This is a genomic window from Halorientalis brevis (assembly GCF_023077655.1).
Genome location: NZ_JALLGV010000004.1, coordinates 522410 through 546079, shown reverse-complemented (window position 1 = coordinate 546079; position 23670 = coordinate 522410). Strand labels below are relative to the sequence as shown.

Annotated in this window: 16 protein-coding genes and 2 pseudogenes; 7 read left to right on the top strand and 11 right to left on the bottom strand. The window is 55.8% G+C overall.

What is annotated here, in order from left to right; genetic code table 11:
• Nucleotides 1-126 precede the first annotated feature (126 nt).
• The 4 genes and pseudogenes from MU553_RS10965 to MU553_RS10950 all read left to right on the top strand — a co-directional run bounded on the left by MU553_RS10965 (nucleotide 127) and on the right by MU553_RS10950 (nucleotide 4123).
• Nucleotides 127-902 (top strand): annotated as a pseudogene (locus MU553_RS10965) (IS5 family transposase).
• A 115-nt stretch (nucleotides 903-1017) separates the two neighbouring features.
• The gene (locus MU553_RS10960; protein ID WP_247376916.1) at nucleotides 1018-1401 is read left to right on the top strand and encodes a class I SAM-dependent methyltransferase; all 384 of its coding nucleotides are present in this window, start codon (nucleotides 1018-1020) and stop codon (nucleotides 1399-1401) included.
• A gap of 375 nt (nucleotides 1402-1776) precedes the next feature.
• The gene (locus MU553_RS10955; RefSeq protein ID WP_345893369.1) at nucleotides 1777-2949 is read left to right on the top strand and encodes a polysialyltransferase family glycosyltransferase; all 1173 of its coding nucleotides are present in this window, start codon (nucleotides 1777-1779) and stop codon (nucleotides 2947-2949) included.
• A 67-nt stretch (nucleotides 2950-3016) separates the two neighbouring features.
• On the top strand, nucleotides 3017-4123 hold the full coding sequence (locus MU553_RS10950; RefSeq protein WP_247376918.1) for a glycosyltransferase family 4 protein: 1107 nt from the start codon (nucleotides 3017-3019) through the stop codon (nucleotides 4121-4123).
• Nucleotides 4124-4151: 28 nt separating this feature from the next.
• Here the strand turns inward: MU553_RS10950 and MU553_RS10945 are convergent, their stop codons facing one another.
• From MU553_RS10945 to MU553_RS10920, 6 genes and pseudogenes are all read right to left on the bottom strand, one after another.
• Entirely contained in the window at nucleotides 4152-5564 is a 1413-nt protein-coding gene (locus MU553_RS10945; RefSeq protein WP_247376919.1) for a sulfatase, read from the bottom strand.
• 102 nt (nucleotides 5565-5666) lie between these two features.
• Complete coding sequence (locus MU553_RS10940; RefSeq protein WP_247376921.1) at nucleotides 5667-6773, bottom strand: hypothetical protein; 1107 nt, start codon at nucleotides 6771-6773, stop codon at nucleotides 5667-5669.
• A 45-nt stretch (nucleotides 6774-6818) separates the two neighbouring features.
• Nucleotides 6819-7817, bottom strand: coding sequence for an alkaline phosphatase family protein (locus MU553_RS10935; RefSeq protein WP_247376923.1), 999 nt, complete (start codon nucleotides 7815-7817; stop codon nucleotides 6819-6821).
• A gap of 104 nt (nucleotides 7818-7921) precedes the next feature.
• Nucleotides 7922-9028 carry a glycosyltransferase family 4 protein gene (locus MU553_RS10930; protein ID WP_247376924.1) on the bottom strand — a complete coding sequence of 369 codons (1107 nt, stop codon included), beginning with the start codon at nucleotides 9026-9028 and terminating at the stop codon, nucleotides 7922-7924.
• Nucleotides 9029-9199: 171 nt separating this feature from the next.
• Nucleotides 9200-9970, bottom strand: a pseudogene (locus MU553_RS10925) (IS5 family transposase).
• Between the two features lie 602 nt (nucleotides 9971-10572).
• Complete coding sequence (locus MU553_RS10920) at nucleotides 10573-11778, bottom strand: glycosyltransferase (RefSeq protein ID WP_247376926.1); 1206 nt, start codon at nucleotides 11776-11778, stop codon at nucleotides 10573-10575.
• A gap of 142 nt (nucleotides 11779-11920) precedes the next feature.
• On the opposite strand from MU553_RS10920, the gene MU553_RS10915 reads away from it, so the two are divergent.
• Nucleotides 11921-13375 (top strand): sulfatase family protein, encoded by a 1455-nt coding sequence (locus tag MU553_RS10915; RefSeq protein WP_282594222.1) that lies wholly within the window; start codon nucleotides 11921-11923, stop codon nucleotides 13373-13375.
• Here the strand turns inward: MU553_RS10915 and MU553_RS10910 are convergent.
• The 3 genes from MU553_RS10910 to MU553_RS10900 form a co-directional block, all read right to left on the bottom strand.
• Complete coding sequence (locus tag MU553_RS10910; RefSeq protein ID WP_247376929.1) at nucleotides 13367-14452, bottom strand: glycosyltransferase family 4 protein; 1086 nt, start codon at nucleotides 14450-14452, stop codon at nucleotides 13367-13369. The genes MU553_RS10915 and MU553_RS10910 overlap by 9 nt on opposite strands.
• A complete protein-coding gene (locus tag MU553_RS10905) occupies nucleotides 14453-15898 on the bottom strand; it encodes a sugar transferase (protein ID WP_247376931.1) in 1446 nt (481 codons plus the stop codon). It abuts the gene before it with no gap.
• Nucleotides 15899-16007: 109 nt separating this feature from the next.
• The gene (locus MU553_RS10900; protein ID WP_247376933.1) at nucleotides 16008-16994 is read right to left on the bottom strand and encodes a GDP-mannose 4,6-dehydratase; all 987 of its coding nucleotides are present in this window, start codon (nucleotides 16992-16994) and stop codon (nucleotides 16008-16010) included.
• A 242-nt stretch (nucleotides 16995-17236) separates the two neighbouring features.
• Here MU553_RS10900 and MU553_RS10895 point away from each other — a divergent pair, with 242 nt between their 5' ends.
• Complete coding sequence (locus MU553_RS10895) at nucleotides 17237-19159, top strand: hypothetical protein (RefSeq protein WP_247376936.1); 1923 nt, start codon at nucleotides 17237-17239, stop codon at nucleotides 19157-19159.
• Between the two features lie 13 nt (nucleotides 19160-19172).
• Here the strand turns inward: MU553_RS10895 and aglF are convergent, their stop codons facing one another.
• Complete coding sequence (aglF, locus tag MU553_RS10890) at nucleotides 19173-19940, bottom strand: UTP--glucose-1-phosphate uridylyltransferase AglF (protein WP_247376938.1); 768 nt, start codon at nucleotides 19938-19940, stop codon at nucleotides 19173-19175.
• A gap of 92 nt (nucleotides 19941-20032) precedes the next feature.
• On the opposite strand from aglF, the gene aglM reads away from it, so the two are divergent.
• Nucleotides 20033-21328: a UDP-glucose 6-dehydrogenase AglM gene (gene aglM, locus MU553_RS10885; RefSeq protein ID WP_247376939.1), complete on the top strand. Its 1296-nt coding sequence runs from the start codon at nucleotides 20033-20035 to the stop codon at nucleotides 21326-21328.
• Between the two features lie 6 nt (nucleotides 21329-21334).
• On the opposite strand, the gene MU553_RS10880 is transcribed toward aglM, so the two are convergent.
• On the bottom strand, nucleotides 21335-23653 hold the full coding sequence (locus tag MU553_RS10880; protein WP_247376942.1) for an STT3 domain-containing protein: 2319 nt from the start codon (nucleotides 23651-23653) through the stop codon (nucleotides 21335-21337).
• Nucleotides 23654-23670 lie beyond the last annotated feature (17 nt).

The window sequence follows — 23670 nt, the reverse complement described above, 5'->3', positions numbered from 1 at the left end:
AACTGTTTCCAGATCTGTACTGCCTATCCCATGTTCAATGACGAACTCGGCTCTGGTGAATCGCATGACGGCGTCGCCGTTTACCGTCAGAACTAGGAAGGTGAAGCGGGAAACCGCCGATGGTTCATGTCTGCGATTTTTTGCTTCACTAGCAAAGCGATCCAATTAGCTAAAAATGCTGTTGGAGGCTAAGGCGAAGTCGCCGCCCCGAAGGGGGTGGCGGCTTCGCCGAGTATGCGGTACTGTTGCTGCGCTGTCTGCGGATTTACCTGGAGAAATCGTACCGGGAGACACTCGACCTGTTAAGTGAGATGCCACATATACTCAGGGAGATCGGCCTCGAGGTGGCCAATCTCCCGCATCACTCGACGCTAGTGAAGTGGTTTGACAGGATCAAGACAGCACTCTGGCGAGTGCTGCTGCGCCTGTCGGCGCAGCTCACGACCCGAGTGGTCACGCTGCCATCGACGCGACATTTTTCGACCGCGAGAACGCGAGCAAACACTACTGCCGCCGGACGAATTACCGCGTTCAAACGCTCAAAACAACTGCACTCGCGGATACAGAAAGTCGCGCGATTCTATACGTTCACTGTACGACCGAGAAAACGCACGACACACAGCTTGGCTGGCAGGTCGCCCGCCGCAACGCGGGCGACCTCGCCAGCCTCGCTGCCGACAAAGGCTACGACTGGATGGAGTTACGTGAAAAACTCCGCGAAGAAGGCGTGAGACCGCTGATCAAACCCCGCGTGTTCCGGCAACGAGCGCTGTGTGAAACCGTCTTCTCGACGATCAAGCGCACGCTCGGCGACGCCGTGCGCGCGAACCTGGTACGGTGAGTTTCGAGAACTCGTTCTGATGTGTGCGGTTTACAACATCAAGCAGGCAGTGAACCAGTGAAATCACGCACCATCTGGCGATTCACCACGGCCAAATTGGATATTAGGTATGGCAATTTTTCATTCACCCCAACGAAATATGTTTAATATAGTTGTCCATTTTACTGGTATACTCAATGAATTCTCGCATTCCCGCAATTCTCGACCGGGTGTCGCCAGAAGACGTGGTCCTTGATGTGGGTTGTGTTCAACACTCTGTGGAGAATGAAAATAACGAAAACTGGTTACACAAACGTCTAAGCGACATCTGTCGGGAGGTAGTTGGAATTGACGTTCTTGAGGAGGACATTCGAATTCTTCAGGAACGCGGATACACTGTAAAACATCAGAATGCAGAACAATTCGGTCTGGATAGAGATTTTGACGTGATTGTTGCCGGCGAATTGATCGAACATCTCGCGAACCCCGGAAAGTTCTTAGATTGTGCTCGGGCACATCTCAAACCGGACGGCCGTCTTCTGTTAACGACACCAAACCCATGGGCGGTGTCTCGGTTCTAGCATGCACTACGGGGTGACGTCCCGGTTAATCCAGAACATACCTGCTGGTTCGATCGGAAAACGATAGTCGAGTTACTCTCTCGAGCGGGGTTTGCAGTCTCGGAATTCACGTACATCGAACCATTCTGGGAAAAATATTCGGCTTCAAAAACAGGAAGGTGATTAGCCCGACGCGCTTCCTTTGGTCGCTTGGGTTTGAGACACTAGGGGCGCAGAACTTCTGGATTGTCGCTCAGGTTGAGTCGCGGTGATCACATGGTAACTAATTGTTGGCGCTATACCAACTGTAAAGCGCTTCCATTGTGGCAGATCGGATAGTCGTGATGACCAACATCTTGGAAACACTGTCACTAGTTGGATCAATCCAACATATTGATGCGAACCCACCATTTATTAATACTAATGCTGAACATAGGTAAAGAGATGAACATTTTCCTCTGTGAATCTAGTCTACATGTTGCAGAAGCAACTTGTATAGCTGCGGAAGATTTCGAGGATTCTCATAATATCCTGGTAGTACTCAATGCATCTCGCGTGTCTGATCTGAACGCGGTTGCCCTTAACGAGGCGTTCGACCGGCATTTTGTCGGGAACTACAAACTCAATATTAATCACAGACCCTTCCCTCTTGTTCCCGATTCGATCCAATCTAGCCTGAACAGGGTGCTGTCGTACGTATCACTTCTATTGATGAGTACTGTCCTAGCTTGCCTAAGTATATTCATATCCAAGATGAATTTATTTTTTGCTACACGGTCGCCGGTATTAAACAACGGACTGGTCTGGATACGGAACCACACTAGGGTGAGACTGTATCATTTCGAGGAGGGAATAAGCCTGTACATGAAGGAGGGACTGAAGGACAGGAGCAACCTAAGCGAATTTTTCTTCCCGTTGACGCTGGAAACCATACTCTCGAGTGGGGCCGTTGATGGTGTCTACTGTATGCGGCCAGACAATCTCAATAGTGTCTATCCGGACGCTGAAACCCGAAAGATCAAATTCTATGCTCACGTAGAATTATTAACTGCGGTCTTTGAGCCGGACATCAATTCTGATCAGATTTCGGCTGATCGTCCATTGTTCGTCCTCGTGACGCAACCACTGGTCGCAAACAATTATCTCTCCGATCATGTCTATCAAGAGAAGACCGCAGCCCTCGTGAAATCTCTCCGTGAAACGTATAATGTACTGGTGAAACCACATCCCGGTGAGGGCACAGAGCAATACGAGGACCTGTCTGACCGAGATGTGACGGTACTGACCGAGGCCAACTATCCGGTGGAACTCCTTGTTTGGCACCTGATCGGACATGAGGAAGTAGAGTGCGTGTCGGTTGGTTCGACAGGTCTCTCGACCGCTCTTTCAAACCTCGCTACGATACCCGTTGAAAAATACTCGTTCATCGAGTACTACGGATTGGACGCGATGGACGAGAAGATGCGACGGTACTTTGCGGGGTGTTCGGTCAACTACGTCAGCGATCCGGTAGTCACGTTCCGAACCAACCGGCGGTTCGATCCGGATAACGGACCGTATTCCTTATGATAGTGCAAATTTAGTGCGGGGTCTTCATATATCTCGGCCGCAGACAGATACATTACGAAACCACAACATGTCTCTCACGATCCGTTTCGTTTCAACCCACCTTGGCCACGTTCGAGGCGGCGCCGAGATCAACGATCTGACACTCGGTGAGGAGTTCTCGAAATTGGGCCATGAAGTCTCTTACGCCACGATCGGAAACGACAGCGACGATATTCCCCAAGAAACCTGGACTCTCGGTGTCGATTGTCCGTACGCATACGATCTCAGCTATTCTCTTCCGGAACCAGTGGGGAAGATCACACGTCACCTCAATGAGGAGCTATTCATTCACCGGCTCCGGCGCAGGGAACCTGAATTTCTCGCGGAGGCCGACGTCGTGTATGCGACCGGTCGTCCGGTTCTCAGCCGACTGCGCTCGCTCACGGACGCACCCTTTGTCTACGCAGTGCGCGGCCGCGTGAACCCGGTGTACGACCGATATTTGAAACGAGCGGACGGACTGGTCTTCTGGGGTGGGTGTGAGGAGGAGTATGCGGACGAATCACTTCTCTCGATTCCGAACCAGACTATCAATCCCGGTGTGGATCCTAACGTGTTTCGGCCGCGGGATCTCGGCATGTCTGATCGACCGGGGTACGCCAGTGGCGACAGAACAGTCGTGGTCTTCAGCGGACGCCTCGAACCGGTCAAGCAGGTAGACAGCATCATCGAGACCGTGAGTCAGCTGGAATCGAGATTCGATCTGACGCTGGTGATCCTCGGCGACGGCTCACAGCGGGCTGAACTCGAAAGGCTCGCGGACCTGATCCTTGAGACGACACCAGTTCACTTCCAAGGTCGTGTGGATCACGAGTTGATTCCGCGACACCTGAACGCTAGCGACGTCTTCGTCCTCGCCTCTGCGATGGAGAATCACCCGATCGCACTGAAAGAAGCCCTCGCCTGCGGCACCTATTCTGTCGCACCCGCTATCGGACGTGTCCCGCAGATTGTACCAGACGGGGCAGGCTACGTATACGAGGACAATACCACGGATGGACTTATGGCCGCATTACAAGAGGTTCTCTCAAATGGCCTGCACCGCCGTCAGTCACGACAAGATCGATCGGTTCGGTTCTCAACATGGAACGATGTGGCGGCCAAAGTCCTTGACTTGTTCCGGAGCCTCCGGTAATTCAGAAGCAACTCGGGCGGGCACTCTCCTATTTGTACCCGAGGTCCTCTAACCGCTGGTCAATGCTGTCCGGTGACTCTAATTGGGCCTCGCTATCCGATGCTCGTACAGTCTTCGAGAGGTTCTTGCTGGCGTCCCAGAGTTCACGTTCGGCTTTAAGCCTGGAGCTCCCGATCTCGTGAATGTAGTCCTGACACACGTCGCGCAGTTCCCGATAGACTGTCTCCGCGTCATCTATTTGGTTATACGATTCTTCGGGATCGGCGACAATATCAAAAAGTAATTCCTTTTCTGGGGGAGTCCCGAGCGAATCCTGTTGCCGCATGTATTTCCACTGTTTGTGGATGACGGCGGCGGAGACGCCCTCGTTGTTCTCGAAGCCGAGAAACACCTCTTCCTCGCTCGTTCGATCCCTAATGTCCATTCCGTCCCAACTGGCCGGAACGTCTGCATCGGCAAGACGGGCTATCGTCGCGGGAACGTCTATCAGACTAACGGTGGCGTTACTCTCGGCTGCTTCGAAGTCCGGCGCGTCGACGATTAGTGGTACGTGCGCCATCGACTGGTACACGGACTCCTTGTGAAACCGGTTATGGAGTCCCAGTTCCTCCCCGTGATCAGCGGTTAAAACCACCATTGGTTCATTTTCGACTTCACGGAGGAGCCGTCCAACGTGGTCGTCAGCATTCCGGACGTTCGAGTCGTACGCGTCGACTAGCTTCTTTGACGGGGGCGACCCTGGATCAACAGACGGCATTCGGACATGATCTCTGTCCGATGGAACATCAAGTGATTGCCGATGTTCAGGGAAATATCCGTATGGGTGGTGCGCGTCCATCAGGTGGACCCAGGCGAAATATGGATCGTCCCGCTCGTTGGCCTCGGCAATCCACTTGAGGGCGTGACTCACCACTGCCTCATCGTTCGAGTTCACGTTCGCGCCTCTACTCTCAACGAGTTTAATCAGTGAATCGTAGCCCCACTTGAGGACGTCATAGACGTGTCCTTTTGGGATCGATTTCCCGATCCTCTGTCGAACGATGTGGTTCAGATCATGGAGAGTAGTGCTGCTCTTCCCGTTCATCCACTGCGTGTAGTCGGCGAACTCATCGAATCCTCTGTGATAGTTAAAGTACCTCGAGACGAACGGATTGTCCGAGAACCCACCGGTCTGGTATCCCCGCTCGCTGAGTAGTTCAGCAACGGTCTTACCGGCGTGCCTCGGTAGTCCTGCTCCCTCTATTCGGAGAGGATGGACGCCGCCGTGGATCGACTTGAACCCGAACCGGGTGCCCGGTCCGTTGCTGAATGCGTGGGTGTACTTCGTCCCACCGCGGATCAGTTTGTCAACGTTCGGTGTCGTCGCCCGGTAGTATCCATACCCACTGACGTGGTCCGCCCGGAGGCAGTCGACTGTAATTAATAGGATCGAATCAGTCATAGAGAGTACTGTCTGCCACTCTTACTCTGTCAGCGTGAATAATTTTTTTTGGTTTGGTGTCATCCCTGGCTTCTCCTGAGACCTCAACTGACCGAAGTAGGACTAGTCGAATTTCGGGAATATGAATAGAAGGAAGACTAGTATGCCGAGATAGGGGGCGATGAAGTGGGAGTCGAACGTGATCCTGAACCCGAGCAGGAAGACAAGGAACGTAAGACTCGCATCTGTCCTGGCGTATTTGTATAAAAGGTAGAGGACACCGGCAGACAGTCCAATGAATCCGGCGACACCGTACACCATCAGCGCCCGCAGGAATGAGTTGTGGAACAGCATTCCTGTTTCCCGCCGCGGCCAGCCCGGGGGCCCCCCGATCAACCAACTCTTCGCGCTCAACTGACGTATGCCGGTGGACCAAGTCCGCCATCGGGGTGTTTCCAGACCTCGATTCAGCAACCGTTCAATTGACAATATATGGACGTTACTGGCAAGTATGAGACCGCTCAGTGTGGCGATGAGGGCGATAGTGCCGGCGACAGAGAGCATCGTGAAGCTGGCGCCCGTGTGGCTCAGGAAGTGGACTAAATAGATCGTCAGCAGTCCGATTCCGATCGCAACACCGGTTCTACCGCCGACCATCAAGATGGCGATGATGGTCGTTCCGCCGCTCGTTACGGCGAGCAATTCGCTCTCGATTCCGTCGCTCACCCGATACAGATGGCCCATGCTCGCGAAGAAGAACAGGATCGTAACCATGACGTTCCTGCTTCCGACCTCAATAAGGTCGTTGCTCGGAATCTCCAGCACCGTTACGCCGACGATAGCATACATAGATAGTGCGAGGGTGATCAGATCCCACAGCTGGTGTGAAAACCGGGCCCTGAGTAGGCCGAGTGCGAGAAGAAAGTTTATTAGTGTCACGTAACCCGTGTAGAAAACTAGGTCGTAGACCACGAGATGGGCCGAGTAGATTAAAGAAAGCACCACTAGTATAATGGCGACGAACGCCTCTAGATCACTGACGTATCGTATGAACAGAGGGATAGCCAGCGGCAACAGTAATGCGAGATAGTAGAGCACGCGGTGATCGTACATCCAGTATCCCAGCGACACTGGCACGTAGAGTAGCAATATCCACTGGAGGAATCGATGTCGCACTGACCCAGACTCAGTAAGTGCATCAACTGTTCGTTTTTGGTTCTGAGAGATCATTAGAAGTATAGAACCTTTCCTATTAGTCAATGCTGTACGGCGTCATCAGCTGAAGTATCCGAGCTTACTGAGGTGTTCCTTCGTATCATTGGTGATCTGTGCCGAATCGTCCATTTGCTCACCGTCGGCCGGCGAATGCCGTGGCAGTTCTGACTCGAGCACTTCTCGAAGGTCCTCCATCTTTCGTGGTGTGTCCTTCCATAGCCGCCTGTTGCTCGCATAGAAGGCTCGTTTTGAGTGAATACCTTCTTTCTCCATTCCGTGGTCCGAGACGAGGACTAGTGTATCGTCCTCGGAGAGCGTTTGCCGGACGCGGCGGACGAAGTCGTCGTAGAGTCCGTACCACCGCTGTAGCTTCGGTGGCGTGTCCGCCCACACATGCTGCACGAGATCGAGACTGAAGAAGTGGCACATAACGAAGTCGTGCCGTCGCGACGCGATAGCGTTCAGAAATCGGATTAGTCGGTTGGCGTCAGCGCTGAGAGCTTTCTGTTCAAACAATGAGATATCACCCGCCGGTTCGTATCCTGACCTTCCTTCCGAACGAGCCGACTTCGGTGCGATCATGCCTTTTAGATCGCGGTTCATGTCGTCCTCGCTGATTCCGGGAACGGAGATCAGATGCGGTGCGGCCGCGGAGTCGAGGAGGGAACCCGCTTCCGCGAGTCTGTTTTCACCGACATGTTCTTTCTCGTAGCCAAATTGTGCCAGCAGGCTCTTTAGGTAGCGCTTGGCCTTGCTTGAGGCGATATTCGAGACCTCGCGTTCTATTCTCCGTACGAGCGGATTAGACAGGACCTTTGTGTTCCAGTGTTTGGTGGACTGACTGTTGTCCTCGTAATATGACGGAAAGAGATCCCGCGGGTTTTGTCCGGCGAGCATCGAAGGCCACAGCAGCTGCGTGTTCAGCTCATCTCGATTGAGGCCGTCCGGGGTTTCCATCCGACCACCCTCGCCTTCTTCACTTATCGTATCGATGGAGGGAGTTGTATATCGCTGTAGGGTATCAGCGTCAAGACTGTCCAATCCCATCACGATCAACATAACTTACGAAATCAACTATCATCGAATAACACTTTTGATCGGCAGATTCCATTCCTTGATGAGTCCACTCCAAGTATTATAATTCATTTCCTATAATCGAATGATCACAGGACAGAATAAAAGACATCTAGTAATTCATCAACCGTTCGTTTCCAAGAGTACTTATCTGCTCGATTTTTTCCCTTTTCAATATATTCTTCCCTGATCTCCTCGTTACATAGGAAGTGTTCGATCGCATCAGCAATTTCTTTGGGATCTTCGGGATCTTCAAGAAAATACGCTGCATCGCCAACGACTTCTGGAATCGCGTACTTATCGCTCGTTATTACGGGGAGTCCCGCCTCCATTGCTTCTAAATTAGTTATTCCAAAGGTTTCATGAAGTGAGGTGTTAACGTAGAGCTTCGCTCCTTTGTACAGCGCTTTTAGCTCTTCCGCTTCTAGGTACCCTGTGAAGGTGATGCCGTCTCCCAATAATTCACGGCCAAGGTCACTAACATCGGACCCCAACCAATCACCCGCAATGACAAGATGAGGTGCATCTATACCCCGCTCTTGTAATTGATAGACTCCTCTAATAAGTGAAGAGACATTCTTTATTTTGTTAGTGGACGCGACGTCAAGAATATACCCTTCCTTTAGATTGAAAGAGTTGAGTATCTCTTCAATTTCTTTGTCGTTTATTTTGTCAAACGTCATTCCATGTGCAAGCGGTACCGTAGTAAACTTTTCATCCGAGATATCAAGCGACCTTCTTTTGCTTTGGCGAAGACTCCCGGACGGAATTACGTATTGATCTACCCTATTTGCAAGACCAGTTTTGCGATAGAAGGCCGCATAAGCGTACTTTTTCATCCGGGATTGCCATGAGACATAAGATGGGCAGGTAAACGGTAAGTCTCCGTATAACCTGACTACCTTCTTTGTATCAGTCAAAAAAAATCCCGGTCGGAGCCACGGAAATTGAGGATAGTAAATCAGATCGAGATCTAACTTCGCTACCTCTCGCAGAAACAGAATCGGTGCCCTCGGTACAATTGCTTCATCCACGTTATTATACAGATCAAGATCAGATTGGTCCGTATGGATATATACGAACTCAAGGTCGTCAATGGTACGTCGCTTTAGTTCTCGACAGATCCTCATGTTAGTCATGTTTCCTGCCATTCCGTGGTCTAATGGATTGGTCACAATCCCAACTCTCTTCGACATTTTCGGCTTACATAGTTATCAAGAGCATATATAAGCATTGTCTCTTCCAGAAAGAGCGGTTTTTTAGTGCTTCGTAGGATCGCTACACGGAGCTTGATTTCGGTGTTTTCACTCGGCCACTCAGCACGCAGAAACCGGCGACGGCGGTTAATTAACCGGGTATCTGACTGCTCAACGAAGGTTGTAAACGGCACCTTTGAGAGCCATCTCACGGCATTCCAGGTGCCAGCTCCGCGCACGCACGGCGGAGCCGAGCGTGCGCTTGATCGAGGAAAAGACGGTTTCAGCCATCCAGCGGCGATTGTACCAGAGACAGCTCATCCGGGCGTTGTGCGCGAGATCCAGCGACGAGTAGATACGGTGTTTGATCAGCGGACGAATCCCATCCTCACGAAGTTCGTCATGGAACAGTTTCCATCATAGCCGCGGTCAGCAGCCAGTAACCGCAGGTCCTCGGCGTTGCGCCGAGCGACCTGCGGGCCTATCTTGCCATCGTATTTTTTCGTTGTGGTACAGTGGACATCGAAGACGTGCAGCGTTTTCACGTCCATGAGGGCGGTGACTTTCAGCGAGCGAACGTTGTAGTGTGCTCGCTGGGCGTAATGGCGTGACGGTTGGTCGCGGTCGAAACCAGTTGCATCGATTGCGGTGGCTAGAGCGTTTCTCGGCTAATATGCCGAGAAACGCGCGGTAGGTCTCCATCGTGATGTTCTCGAACCAATCACGGAAAATCGTGTAGTGAGGAAGACGCGTAAGTCCGATTTCCTCGAGAATCCCGGACATTTCGCTCGAGTTATCGATTGTTTGGCGGTAGGATTTCCCAAGTTCGATTCGCAGTGCTTGGAGCGCGACCATCGCCCACTCGGCAGGTTCGTCTGGAATCTCGACAACTCTTTTAGCTTTCGACACCGAATCACGGGTGAAGAGAGAAAGTTTAGACATCAAAGCAATCTGTCTCTTCGCTTTTTACGAAGATAACGAGATTGTCGCAACGCCGTCTAGCGATCCTACAGAGCAGTTTTTAGTTGAATGTGAACAGTGAGGTGTGATTTCATAGCAAAAACCGCCAACCTCAGCGGTAGGAGAGAGTGGTTAATCTGGATCTTGTGGAGTCTGCACCCGAGTCGGCGCCGGCACTAGGTACTCAATCGTACGTTGCAGGACCATCTCTGTCGAATATTTTTGGACATTTGACAAATAGGTGTCAAACGTTCTCAATATGGTCCTGTAAGCTGATTTCTAGCCAAAATCTGGGAAAATTCCGAATCCGATTGTATTCGGCGAAACAGTGATCGCCGAGTTTCTGGTCAATGGAATCAAATATCCCAAACTGTACTACCACGAGCCTGGCTTCAATTCAAGGTGTAGCCACACGGAAATAAGTGTGCTGTCGTATGGTTTTTCAAGAGCTTAAACGATGAGCTTTGTTACTTTTTCGAAAATATAAAAAATTTGACTTGAATTGGCTGCGGAGTTTCGTTCGCTAGCGAAACACTCAACAATTAATTAACCTTCCAAAACAGCTGTCTACTTGTCAAACAATACTATGTCCCGATTATGCTCTTATATTTTTCTAACACAGTTTTGTTGAGATAATAGTAACTCCTGTTTTTGGCGATGTACTCCCGTCCAGCAGAGCCCATCTCTCGTCTAGCGTTTGAATCGTTTAGAAAGGCCAAGATAGTGTCGGCAAACGCTTCGGGGGTGTAATCGACAGCTTTCCCTGCTCCGTTCGACTCGACCATATCGACCTGTTCCGGCGTCCGTGTCGTCACTGCTGGTGTTCCCAGGTTTAGGTATTCGAGCACCTTCGTTGGGGAGTTCGTTCGAAATACCTTGTTCGGTGGGAGGGGGGACAGCCCCAGTGCTGCGCCCACGATTGCACGGTGTAAGTCTGTCTCATTCACCCATCCAGTGAACACGGTCGCGTCGCCAACTGCATGCGCCTCAGCTTGTGATCGTAACCGCTCCCGTTGTCGTTCGTCCCGGCCGCCGACAAGGGCGAGTTTCACTTCGGGTTTTGACTCGCGAACGATCGACAGCACCCTGAACAGAAACTCGAGATTACGGAGCGGATTCATGCTCCCCATGTATATTAGGTACTCGTCCACGGGGAGGCCGTAGCGCAAGCAGAACGGTTCAGGGTCTATTTCGTCCGCCAAGAGAGTGGTGTCTGCCCCCATGGGGACCGAATACAGCGGTGTTTCGATTCCTCGCACTTCCCGGTGATACTGCGACATTGCGTTGCTAATCGTGAATACCGCATCAACATCCGCGAGTAGTCTGTCCCGAATTGTTCTCCCAAACAACCCCTTTCCATAGTCGATTAGTCCGTATCCATCCACCCCTTCCCTGTAACCCAGAATAAGCGTCTCAGCTTTGAGATGGGAGTGTCTGAAGACCAACGGAATATCGTGGGTACTCGCCAGCTGTTGGGCAGGGGGCATCGCCGCAAGGTCGTTACGGACCTGTACGACGTCAAACCCCCCTTCAGCGTCCCATATTGACTCCAGCCACTTCGTCCCAGCCGCGGAACCGACGCCCAGAACATTGCGGTACCTGTAGACGTGGTCAGGGGCCACGTATACCGGACTCCCATGCCACGTCTCTTGGGAATTGGCGTCGTTCCCCGAGGGGCGCATAATCCAGGTCACGCGGTGTCCAGCATCCTGCCACCGCTTCGCGTAGACCTCACGCATGAACGGCTCATCACACGGGAACTCCCAGTCGGTCAGTATCAAGAGGTCCATAGTCGCTGACAGTCTGAGGCTACTTTCAATTTGTTCTGTTCGCTTATGAATCCCTATCTTTTGTCGGGAAGGCTTCGTTATACGGTTGTCGTAACGACACCAGAAAAATCAAGCCGTCCGTTTTAGTAGCGGTGAATACTTTATGGATCAGCCTGGACAACTATCTGATGTGAGGAATGTCGTGCTCATTGTGATGGACACTGCTCGGGAGAACGCCTCGCAGCAACTTGACTGTATCCTAGAGGACGCGACGCGATTCAATCGGGCATTTAGCGCGAGTCCATGGACGCTGCCATCACACGCTTCCATCTTTACTGGTCTCTATCCCTCTAAACACGGCGCACACGCGGATCACAAACAACTAGAACCAGACGTTTCGGTACTTGCCGAGGTATTCCGTGACGCGGGATACGAAACAGTTGCCGTGTCGAACAACACATGGATCAGCGAAGAATTCGGCTTCAACCAGTGCTTCGAGACGTTCTACAAGACGTGGCAGTACGTCCAATCTGATACGGATCTCGGGCGCATCGCCCGCCAAGAAGAAGGACTCGACAAGATCACCAGAGCCGCGAAAGCGCTCTTCGAAGGCAATCCCGTCTCGAATCTCGCGAACGCGATCTACGGTCAGTTCTTCAGGAAGACCGACGACGACGGCGCCGCCCGCACGAACGAGTGGATCAACGACTGGCTCGACACCAGAGACGATTCGCGGCCGTTCTTCTTGTTCGTCAACTACCTCGAACCCCATCTCGAATACCGACCCTCGAAAGAACACGCCATAGACCATCTTCCGGGCGGAGTCACGTACGAGGAGGCGATGGAGGTTTCACAGGACGCGTGGGAGTACATCGCCGGAACGAACGAGATGGCCGACGAGGACTTCGAAATCCTCCGGGCGCTCTACCGAGCCGAGATTTCCTACCTTTCCGAGCGAATACAGGAAGTCGTCGCCATACTCAAAGCTGCAGGTGAGTGGGAAGAGACCTTGTTCGTCGTCACGAGCGACCACGGCGAGAACATCGGCGAGCACGGGCTGATGGACCACCAGTACGCGCTCTACGATACGCTCCTTCACGTCCCGCTGTTCGTCCACGGCGGCCCCTTCGAGGACAAGTCCGTCGACGACCTCGTCCAGCTCATCGACCTCCCTCCCACGATCCTCGACGTTCTCGATATCGATGCCCCGGCTGCTCGCGAACAGTTCCAGGGCATCTCTTTCCACCCCGACGCTCCAGAGACCCGTGAGTACGCTATCGCGGAGTATCTGGCTCCACAGCCTTCGATGGACGCACTGAAAAAGCGTGTTGGCGAACTTCCGGACAGCGTTCGACAGTACGACCGGTCGCTCAGGGCGATCCGCACGGCGAAGTACAAGTACATTCGAGGCTCTGACGGGTCACGGGAACTCTACGACATCCGGAACGACCCGGGTGAAACGCAAGACATTGCGGACACGCACGGTGACGTCGGCGACGAACTCGACGCGCAGTTAGACGAGTGGCTCGATTCGTTCGAACACGCCGACTACTCCGACGACGTCTCGATGGACGAACAGACGAAAGCCCGACTCGAAGACCTCGGCTATCTACAGTAGACTTTCGAGCGCTCGGGTCGTGTGCTCGACGGTCTCTTGCCAGCGATACTCCTCGACGACAGTCTCCCGTCCGGCTTGTCCGAGGGATTCTCCCTTAGCCAGAACGTTCTGCAGTGCGTCGGCGTACCCGTTTACGTCTCCGACTGGGGCGGTCTGTCCACCTTTCCGGACGATCGATGCAGTGTGCTCCAGGTGGCTCGAAACGACCGGCACACCGGATGCAAACCCCTCCAGAACGGTCCGTGGCAACCCTTCTGCCCGACTCGGCAGAATGAGAACGTCGCCAGCTCGGTAGATCTCCGGCATCTCGTCGTACGGGACCTGCCCGAGGAAATCGACTGCCGGGCCAGCCAGTCCCTCGAGCTCGGCACGCATCGGGCCGTCTCCGACCATATACAACTGCACGTCCTGATCGTCTACGAGTTTCGAGACCGCCTGTATCGCGTCTTGCGGTCGCTTGCCCTCGACTAACCGTCCGACGAACAGCACCACCGCCCCGTCATGATCGATCCGATTACTCGCTGGTCCTTCAGGCGTGAATCGGTCCGTGTCCACGCCGTTCGCCACGACGTCGATCCGTGAATCCACGCCGAAATCCCGAACTCGATTTCGGTCTTCATCGGTGTAACAAAACACCACGTCAGCCTGATTGAACGTCCATTGGCCGAGCGTTCGCAGATACAAGTCGAAGACCCATTCGGGGGCATTCTGGGAATACAGCCCGTGGTTCGTGATTGCCAACGGGACGTCTCCCAACCGCCGCTGCAGCGCTGCCAGGTTCGTCGAGAAGTAGAGATGCGAGTGTGCGTGGATGACGTCAAATTCGTCGGCGTTGCGAAGATGCTTGGCGAGGCCAAGGGATATCTCGTTTCCGAGCGGTTCGACCGTTGCAGGGTACCGGACGGCTGTATACCCGTCGCGTTCTTCTGTGGCCGGCCGGTCGTCGCCTTGGTTGACCGTCAGCACAGTCACGTCGTGTCCCATCGCTGCCTGGTCGCGACTCATCGCGTGGACGTGATATGCCCCGCCTCCAGTCACGTCAGGATATGCTTTTTGGGCGACCCGAAGGATCCTCATCTATTGTTCCTCATCGGCTCCGGTAGCTGTCTTGGTAACATCACTTAAAACAATCCAAATTTGTCTGATGACGATCTTCAGGTCGAACCAGAACGATTGGCGTCGAATGTACTCCATGTCATAGCGAAGTTTCTCTTCTGGATTATAGCCCGTGGCCTCGTTAATCTGAGCGAGACCGGTGAGCCCTGGCTTCACGAACCATCGACTTCGCCATTTATCAGTTCCCGACTCCATATCACTATCAAGCTCGGGCCGCTCGGGTCGCGGTCCGACAACACTCATATCTCCGATCAGGATCGACCACAACTGGGGAATCTCATCGAGATGCGTCTGTCGAAGCAATCGGCCTGTGCGGGTTACCCGGGGATCGTAGTCCCCATCATCTTCTTCCGATAATTTGGCACCAGTTTCGGCCTCCGCTTCCGGTATCATGCTACGGAATTTGTAGACGGTGAACGTATCCCCGAATTCGGCTGTTCGCTGTTGACTGTACAGTACCGGTCCTGGACTGTCGATCTTGACTGCAACCGAAATAGCGACGACAGCAGGAGAGAGCACAAACAGCCCAATTGCTGCGAACGTGATATCGAACGCGCGTTTAGCGACGTAATCCTGCCAGTCCCACGGTTCGAGATCGACCTCAACGAGGTCACTACCAGCGAAACCCGTCGTAAGGACGTTGTCCGCATGGCCTCGATGGGCTACCGCAGTGACGCCGTGGTCATAACAGGCGTCGAGTGCGCCGAAAAACTCGGCTCGGTCGGCATTACTAAACGCTAACAATGCTGTGTCGATATTATGTTTGATAAATACTTCGTCGAGTCGTGATAGACCACCGAGACAACTCAGTTGGTCCAGCTCTGTCTCGATCGCCCCTCCGTCCGATATCTCTGGAGCGCCCATTGACATTCTTCTTGACACTTCGTAGGAGGGCGGCGGTGAAACATAACCGAGAATTGGCAGGTCTGTGCTCTCGAGAATCGCTTCCATAGCAGTGGGATCGTCACCGACGATGATCGCTCGCGATCTTGTCGTTGGTCGCTGCCTGATGGCCGCAGTCCAAGCGGGGAGCCACAGCAGTAACATCACCGTCGCGATTATCAGCGTCGACCGGGGCAGTCGATAGCTGTAGTTGAAGTATCCGAGCGCAGCGAGCCCGACCATCGAGAGAAAAACGCGCTTCTGGGTGAGAAGCAGTGTGTCGAGGATTCGACGCGGCTGTGGCTTGAACACCGGCCACATAGCCCCGAGCATCACCAGGACAGTCGTCGTGATCGCGAATCCCAGATCACCGTTGGCGAGGACTACTGGGGCTGGCCGACCGAAATACGGGACCTGACTGAAGGCCCGCTGGACGAACTGGAGATTGGCGAACCAGACTGCGAAGGCGGTAAACCCCGCACAGCCAGTGACACTAAATATTCGATACCGCAGCCCTGTCGCCATTACCCGAAACAAACCATCCTCCGAATATAATTCCTGCGACAGTTATCATTCATTATATTTTCCCCACCACGGTCATGCCGGCGGATGGACGTCGGAAGTGCAGTGACCATCACGACGACAAGACGAGCGATTCGTACCAGTCGCGGTTGTCCTGGTACCATTCGATGAACTGTTCGACGCCTTCCCGTATGGTGTACGTCGGGGCGTAGTCGAGCAAGTCGCTCGCTTTCTCGATGTCTGCGTGCGTGTGGTCGGCGTCCGCGTCGTGTCGGTCGTCGAATTCGAGTTCTAGCTCCGGTGCGAGCTGAGCCAGCACTTCCTCGGCCAGGGTTCGGATCTCGATGTTGTCCGTACTTCCGACGTTCATCACCTCGCCGTCGGCCGCGTCGGTCGTCAACAGCGTCTGGTTCGCAGCGACGATGTCGTCGATGTACGTGAAATCCCGCGTCTGAGTGCCGTCGCCGTAGACTACGGGCGAATTCCCGTTCACACATCGCGAGACGAAATTCGAGATTGCCATGTTCGGGCGCATCCGCGGGCCGTAGACCGTGAAGTATCGCAACGCGACTGCCGGGAGATCGTACACCTCGTTGTAGGCCATGGCGTAGCGTTCGGCGGCGAGTTTTGAAGCGCCGTAGGGGCTGACCGGCGTGGTGGGATGGTCTTCGTCGTACGGAAGGTACTGTGGCTTCCCGTACACTGAGGAAGAACTGGCGAGAACCACCCGATCGACGTCGGTTGACCGGGCTGCGTCGAGAACGTTCAGCGTTCCGTCGACGTTTACGTCGTCGTACTTTCGGGGATTCTCGACGCTCTGACGAACGCCAGCTTGTGCAGCCTGGTGGTACACGACGTCGGTCTCAGCAACGAGTTCAGAAACGAGTTCAGCGTCACGGATATCTCCCTTGACGAGCTGATACGTACCGTCGTCCTCGCTCGCGACATTTCGACACTGCTCGACTGTATGCTCTTTAATTCGAACGTCGTAGAACGGGTCGAAATTGTCGATCACGGTGACGTCGTGGCCCTCGACAGTGAACCGTTCGGCAAGATGTCCGCCGATAAATCCGGCTCCGCCCGTCACGAGGATTCGCATTGTCGAGTGGACTGATAGTGACGACAAAAACGTGTCGGGATTAGGTAAACTCTTAGTCTGAGCAGTGTAGAGTCGTCAATGTGGAAGTACCATCGTTCACACAGATGACCGGTCGCCACAGTGTGTGGAAACCGATTCACCGTTGGTCTCGATGGGCTGCCCGGGTCGTATTCGGTGATCGGCTCGGTACCGTTCTCTTCCTCGCGTCACTCACGTTTCTCGCCCTCTACTGGCGAGTCGGCGTGTTCATTACTGACACGTACGCGATCGGGAACGCGCTCGCAGCCGTCTCCAGCGGGCACCTGGACGTTCGCTCTCTCCAGTACTCGCTCACGTTCGGGTCACAACCTGGACTGTACGTCTCAGACGGTGCGGTGTACGGCCGGAACTATGCACACGTCTTTCTCGCGTTGCCAGTCCTCTGGCTCCTCGAAGCCGTTTCGTGGCTGTTCGACCTGCGCCTCGCACTCGCCGCCGGATTCAGTCTGCTCGTTTATTTACTGGCCGATCGACTCGGTCACCTCGTTGACTGTCATCAGTCGCTGACCGTCGGCGGAGCTGTGGCTGCATTGATCGTGTTTCTGCTGAACGTCGTGAACGCGACACCACTGGACAGCACCTGGCGTCCGTTCATGGCGCTCCAGATCACCTCGATGCTCGCAGCCGGGTTCGTCGCCGTCGGACTCTATCGACTCTTGGCTCACGTTCACGGACGGCGGAGTGGCGCAGTGATCGGACTGTTCGTCGTGGTGGCCTCGCCACTCGGGTTCTGGGCGTCCATTCCGAAGCGACACGTCCTGTCGTCGCTGGCCGTCGTCACCTTACTGGCGACCTTCTACGTCGCTCGGGCGACTGACTCGAACTGGCGGGCGCTCGGCGCTCGCTCACTGTCGTACACGACTGTCGGATTGCTCACCTGGCTACACGGCGGTGAGGCGTTGATCCTGTTCGCTGCACTCGTTCCGCTGGACTTCTTGACGGCACCGTCCAACCGTCCACGCGACCTCGCTGTCGTCGGTCTCGTGTTCCTACTGGCATTGACGCCGTTCCTATTGACGAATCTCGCGATCGCTGGCAACCCACTGGAACCACCGCGGACCCTCTCTAGTTACTCCGGACAGATTGATCCGGGGGCAAACGCCCAAAATGGGGCTACTGGCGGATCTGGTAGCGAAGGCACAGGAGAGACTGCGACACAGACCGGTACGGCCACGGGAACGACGACGCCGGCTGCTGGCTCCGCTTCGACGACCACAGGGTCGTCTAGCGCCGATAGTGCGCCGCCCAATCTCGACCGTTCGAGTGCCATACCGACGATTCCGGTCGGACTCGTCGGTGCACTCATCGCAGTGATCAGCGGGCTCGGGACTGCAGTCGTCGATCGGGCCCTATGGGCACTCGAGAAAATCTGGTCGCTTTTCGGTGGTGGGATCGAGATCGTGATCGACGAACCAGAACGACTCTATCACACGTTTATCAGGAGCGGACGAATCCCGACGTACGTCAAATACGGAGTGAACGAACAGGAGGCGATCGAACTCGCGCTCCTTGAAGCCGTCCCGCTGGCGGGCGCACTCGTCGGTGCCATCGGGGTTGCTGGACGCAAAGCCTTGGCAAATCCGTCGGTGGACGCACTGCTGTCTGATCTCCAGCGCCCCGAGCGTCAGACTGATCTCCTCGCGATCACTGTCGGGTGCTTGTTTGTTCTGGTGTACATTACCAGGCTCCCGTTGTATGCACAGATTACCGTTCGGTACCTTCTCCCAATTGTTCCGCTGGGACTGTACGGCGTCGGTCGCCTCGGGGCCGTCCACCGTGTCGCACGCGCCAACTGGCGATACCTAGCTGGATCGTATCTCGGTCTCACTCTCGTCGGAGCGGTCGTCTTCTTCGGTGCACATGGCTGGCTCGACCTCGCCTTGGGCGAGGCGATGCAGTTGTACGCGCTCGTCGGATTAGCGAGTGCGACACTGATCGCCGTCTGGTCGCTGGTGGAGGGGGTTGGATTTCGGTTGGGCGTTCGTTTCGGTGCCGTCGTGCTGGCGCTGCCGGCTGCGCTTACCACGCTCTTCCTGCTGTTCACTGGCTTCGTCTACTTCCAGTACGCCGAATATGCACTCCCGCTTGCGAGAGCGATAGGAGAACTGATTCCCGTCGTTGTCTAAACGGTTTTCTGTTTCAAATCGTCGTCGCGTCCGCGTTTTCCCCGGCGTCGCTGGTTTCACTCTCACCACGGGCGGCTTTCAGTCGCCGCTCTGCTTCCTCGCGATCCTCGGGATAGCCGACGTCGATACGCCAGCCGTCCATCCGGATGGCGTCAATCGTCCTGCCACTCTGAATCAACAGGTCGATCGCCTCGCTGATCTCGTACTCACCGCGATCGGAGGGCTGCACGAGATGGCAGGCGTGCAAAATCGCTGGCGTGAACGTGTAGAAGCCGGTCATCACCAGGTTCGACGGCGGGTCGTCGGGCTTTTCGACCACTTCGACGATTTCTCCGTACTTGTTCGTATCACAGACGCCGTAGCGGGAGGCCTCCTCTTCGGGAACTTCCTCTACCAAGAACGCCGCATCTGCACGACTCTCGTACTGGCGGTTGACTACGTCTTCGAGGTTCGCCTGGAAGACGTTGTCCCCGAGCATTAGCATGAAGTCGTCGTCGATGTGTTCCTCGACGGTCAACAACGCGTGCGCGAGTCCGTTCTGTTCACGCTGGTGGGCGTAAGTGATGGGCGTGTCCTGAAACTCGTCGCCGTAGTGACTGATGATCGTCTCTTTCATGTAGCCGACGACGACCAGCAGTTCGTCGGCCCCCAACTCGACCAGTTGCTCGAAACAGTGAGTCAGGATGGGTTTCCCGTCGACTTCGACCATCCCTTTCGGTTTGTCCTCAGTTAGCGGTCGCAGGCGCGTCCCTTCGCCCGCGGCCAGCACCACGGCTTGCATGCGTACCATCTCACTGACCCGTCAACAAAACGTTTGTCCATGATTTCGGACAAACCGAATCCTGAAGGCCCCGGCTAGCAACGTCTGGAACGATGAATCTAAGCGTCGTCGGCAGCGGCTACGTCGGCACGACGATCGCCGCCTGTTTCGCCGACCTCGGTCACGACGTCACGACGATCGACATCGACGAGGACATCGTCGCCGCCATCAATGACGGGGATGCCCCGATTCACGAACCGGGCCTGGACCCGATGGTGTCGCTGTACGGCGGCGACCGGCTCCGGGCGACGACGGACTACGACGCCATCCGCGACACCGACGTCACCTTCCTGGCGCTCCCGACGCCGGCCAACGACGACGGGAGCATCGACCTCGGTGCAATGAAAGCCGGCGCTGAATCCATCGGCGAAACACTCGCCGAGAAAGACGGCTACCACCTCGTCGTGGTCAAGAGCACCGTCGTCCCCGGAACGACCGAGGACGAACTGGAACCGCTCATCGAGGAGGCGTCGGGCAAGACCGCCGGCGAGGAGTTCGGCGTCGCCGTCAACCCAGAGTTCCAGCGGGAGGGCTCGGCCGTCGACGACTTCATGGAACCGGACAAGATCGTCTTGGGCACGGACGGCGACGCCCGAGCCCTCGACTTACTCGCCGAAGTGTACGAACCGCTGGTCGCCGACTGGGACGTGCCGGTCGTCGAAACCGGCCGTCGCGAAGGCGAGATGATCAAGTATGCCAACAATTCGTTCCTCGCGGCGAAGATCAGCCTCGTCAACGACCTCGGGAACATCTGCAAGGAGTACGACATCGACGCCTACGAGGTCGCCGAGGCGATCGGGATGGACGACCGCATCGGCGAACAATTCCTTCGGAGTGGGGTGGGATGGGGAGGTAGCTGTTTCCCGAAAGACACCGCGGCGATAATCCAGCACGCTCGCGAAGCGGGTTACGAACCTCCCGTGCTGGAGGCCGCAGTCGAACTCAACGACCAGCAACCCGAACGGCTTCTCTCCCTCTTGGACGACCACACCGAAGTCGAGGGCGAACGCGTCGCCGTCCTCGGACTGTCGTTCAAACCCGGGACCGACGACATTCGTCACTCCCGTGCGATTCCGGTCATCGAAGGTCTCCAAGAGCGTGGGGCCGAGGTCGTCGCGTACGATCCCGTTGCTACCGAGAACATGCGCGAACGGTTCCCCGAGGTGACATACGCCGAGGCGGCCGACGAGGCGCTTGACGGGGCGGCGGGTACAGTCGTCGTCACAGACTGGGACGAGTTCGCAGCGCTCGATGAGGAGTTCGACGCGATGGCCGATCCGGTCGTCGTCGACGGACGGCGGATCATTCGCCGCCGCAAGGGAATCACGTACGAAGGATTGACGTGGTAGAACTGCTCAGTCGGCTGTCACCGTCTCACCGTTGGTGACGTTCCGCTGGGAGACCGTCGCAGTCTTGTTCCATATCGTATACTCGCCCGGATATGGCATTCGCACGGCGTACGACCCAGTTCTGTCAGTCTTGACGAGCCGTCTGTAGGTGAACGACGCGCCGGATATCTCGATTTCCTTTTCTACGATCGTGGCTTGATTTGGTGCTGCCGTGCCGTTGATCCTCGCGCCGGGAACCAGTCTGAACACTTTGTACTCGTCAGACGGCGAGACGTAGACGGCTTGGTAGTGAGCCAACCCGTCATAGTTCTTGGTCTTGCTCCCGTAGACGTTGCGGAGTCGAGAGTGGAGTGTCCCTTTGTCCGTCTTCAGCGGTTCTGTGACGATGAACCCGACTCGGTCACCGTGTTTCTGATACCAGGCTTCGCCATCGGACTCCACGAACAGCGTCTCGTGGTTGTTTTGGGCGAACTGGTAGGATCGCGACTCGCCGTTCACGAAGTAGTTGAACATCCGGTTGCGGCCCCACCGGCTGGTGACGTAGTTGTCGGGATAGGTGAGGTTTTGCCCCACAGCGTACTCGTCCATCCACGCTGCAGTGCCGTAGGCTTCGTCGCTGATCGTCAACTGATCCGTCTTGATCGGGACCTGGAAGATTCCGACGCCGCCGACCAGCAGGAAGAGGACGAATATCGTCCCAGCTTCTCGGAGGGTCGGAATCCTGAGTTGCGGTGGTTCCTCGCCGCCGTCACGTGCGGTCGTCGCAGTTCCGGCCTCGAACGCCGTCGGCGCGTCTGTGAGATCGACCACGTGTGCAAGCCAGACGAAGCCGAACCCGGCGAACAGAGCGGTGAAGGTCGCGAGTTCGCCGACGAACCGGATCTGGAACGCGCCGAGGAGGATGAAGAACCACGCGTAGACGCTCGCTGCGAGCCACGACTTCGAGCCGTCAACTGCCCGACGGCTCGCCCAGACCAGCGGCGGGAGTGCCAGAAAGAGGACGAACCCAAGGAGGACGAACCACATCATGTCGCCGGTGATCAGCGCCTTCGTCTCGACGATTCCTCTGAGGCCGAAGAACCTGTCCAACCTTCTTGTAAGGTCTGCCCAGAACGTTGGCACGACGAACTGGGCGCCTATTAGACCTCCGACGGCCCCGATGATCTCGACGTTCGCGAGCACGCCCACTGACAGACCAAGGCGAGACGTCGCCTCTGCGACGGCCAGTGCCCCGGCCGCGCCGACGAACAGGAGAATCGGCGTGAACGCGACGAAATCAGTGTGCCATCCGAACTGGCTGTGAGCCAGTTGTGTGAGCGCGGCCGCAACGGCAAGCCCACCGAGAAGCGGTGCGTTCGATTCGAGCGGTGACCTGTCGGCTCTGACGTCCTGAAGAACGACGAGTCCCACGTACAGCGCGAGGGGGAAGACCAGCGCCGGCCCGTTCTCCCAGGCGAGAATCTGGCCCGCGACGCCGATGCCGAGTCCCAGGCCGACCGCCCACGTCCACGGGTCACGAAGATCTGTTTCGTCGCGACGGGCCAGCATCACGAGCGCGAGCGCGGTCAGTGCGAGCCAGGGGTAGTCGAACGCGTGGTGGTCGGCGTAGCCGAGACTGGTCCGCATAGCGTGTGCGGGCGTCGTCGCGAAGAAGACGACGCTGGCGAGTCCGACTCTCCTGTCGTCGGTGAGTTTCACTGCCAGCAGATAGACAATTAGCCCGGTGACGAAGGCGGAAACGACTGGATACCAGGCCAGCACCGTTCCGGCTGCTGACGCTCCGTCACCAATGAGACTCGACAGTGAGTACAGCGTCGCAATCATGAAGGGTTCGCCTTTTGCAGATGGCATCTCACTCAGCACTGCAAGTTCGAACCCGCCGCCAGTCCCGGCGAGCATCTGTTCCACGTAGTAGCGATACGCGTAGGGGTCGTTCCCAGAGAGGACGACGTCACCATTCCGGAACACGTCGCCGTACGAAAAGACGGTCCGGAACAGCACGACGAGTGCGAGCGCACCCGCGAGCGCTCCCGCGGCGCGCGAGTCAACGTCGAATGCTGGGAGTGACAACCCAGGCGACTGCTCCTTGTCAGTCTCCACCTCCCCGTCGAGCGCGCGTCGCGTCGTGTCGGGCAGTCTGTAGCCGTCGCCTGTCTTCTCGACCAAGCCTTCGGAGACGACTTCGCCGAACGTTCCTGAATCGATCGAGAGGTCGTCGTACGTCCACGTCTCGTGGGCGTCGTCGACGGACCGGATCGATTCGAGCGCGGATTCGAGTTCCGGCCGCTCCGCGAGCACTGTAGCGACGTCGCGCTCGTCAGTCATACTCGGGGGCACCGGCC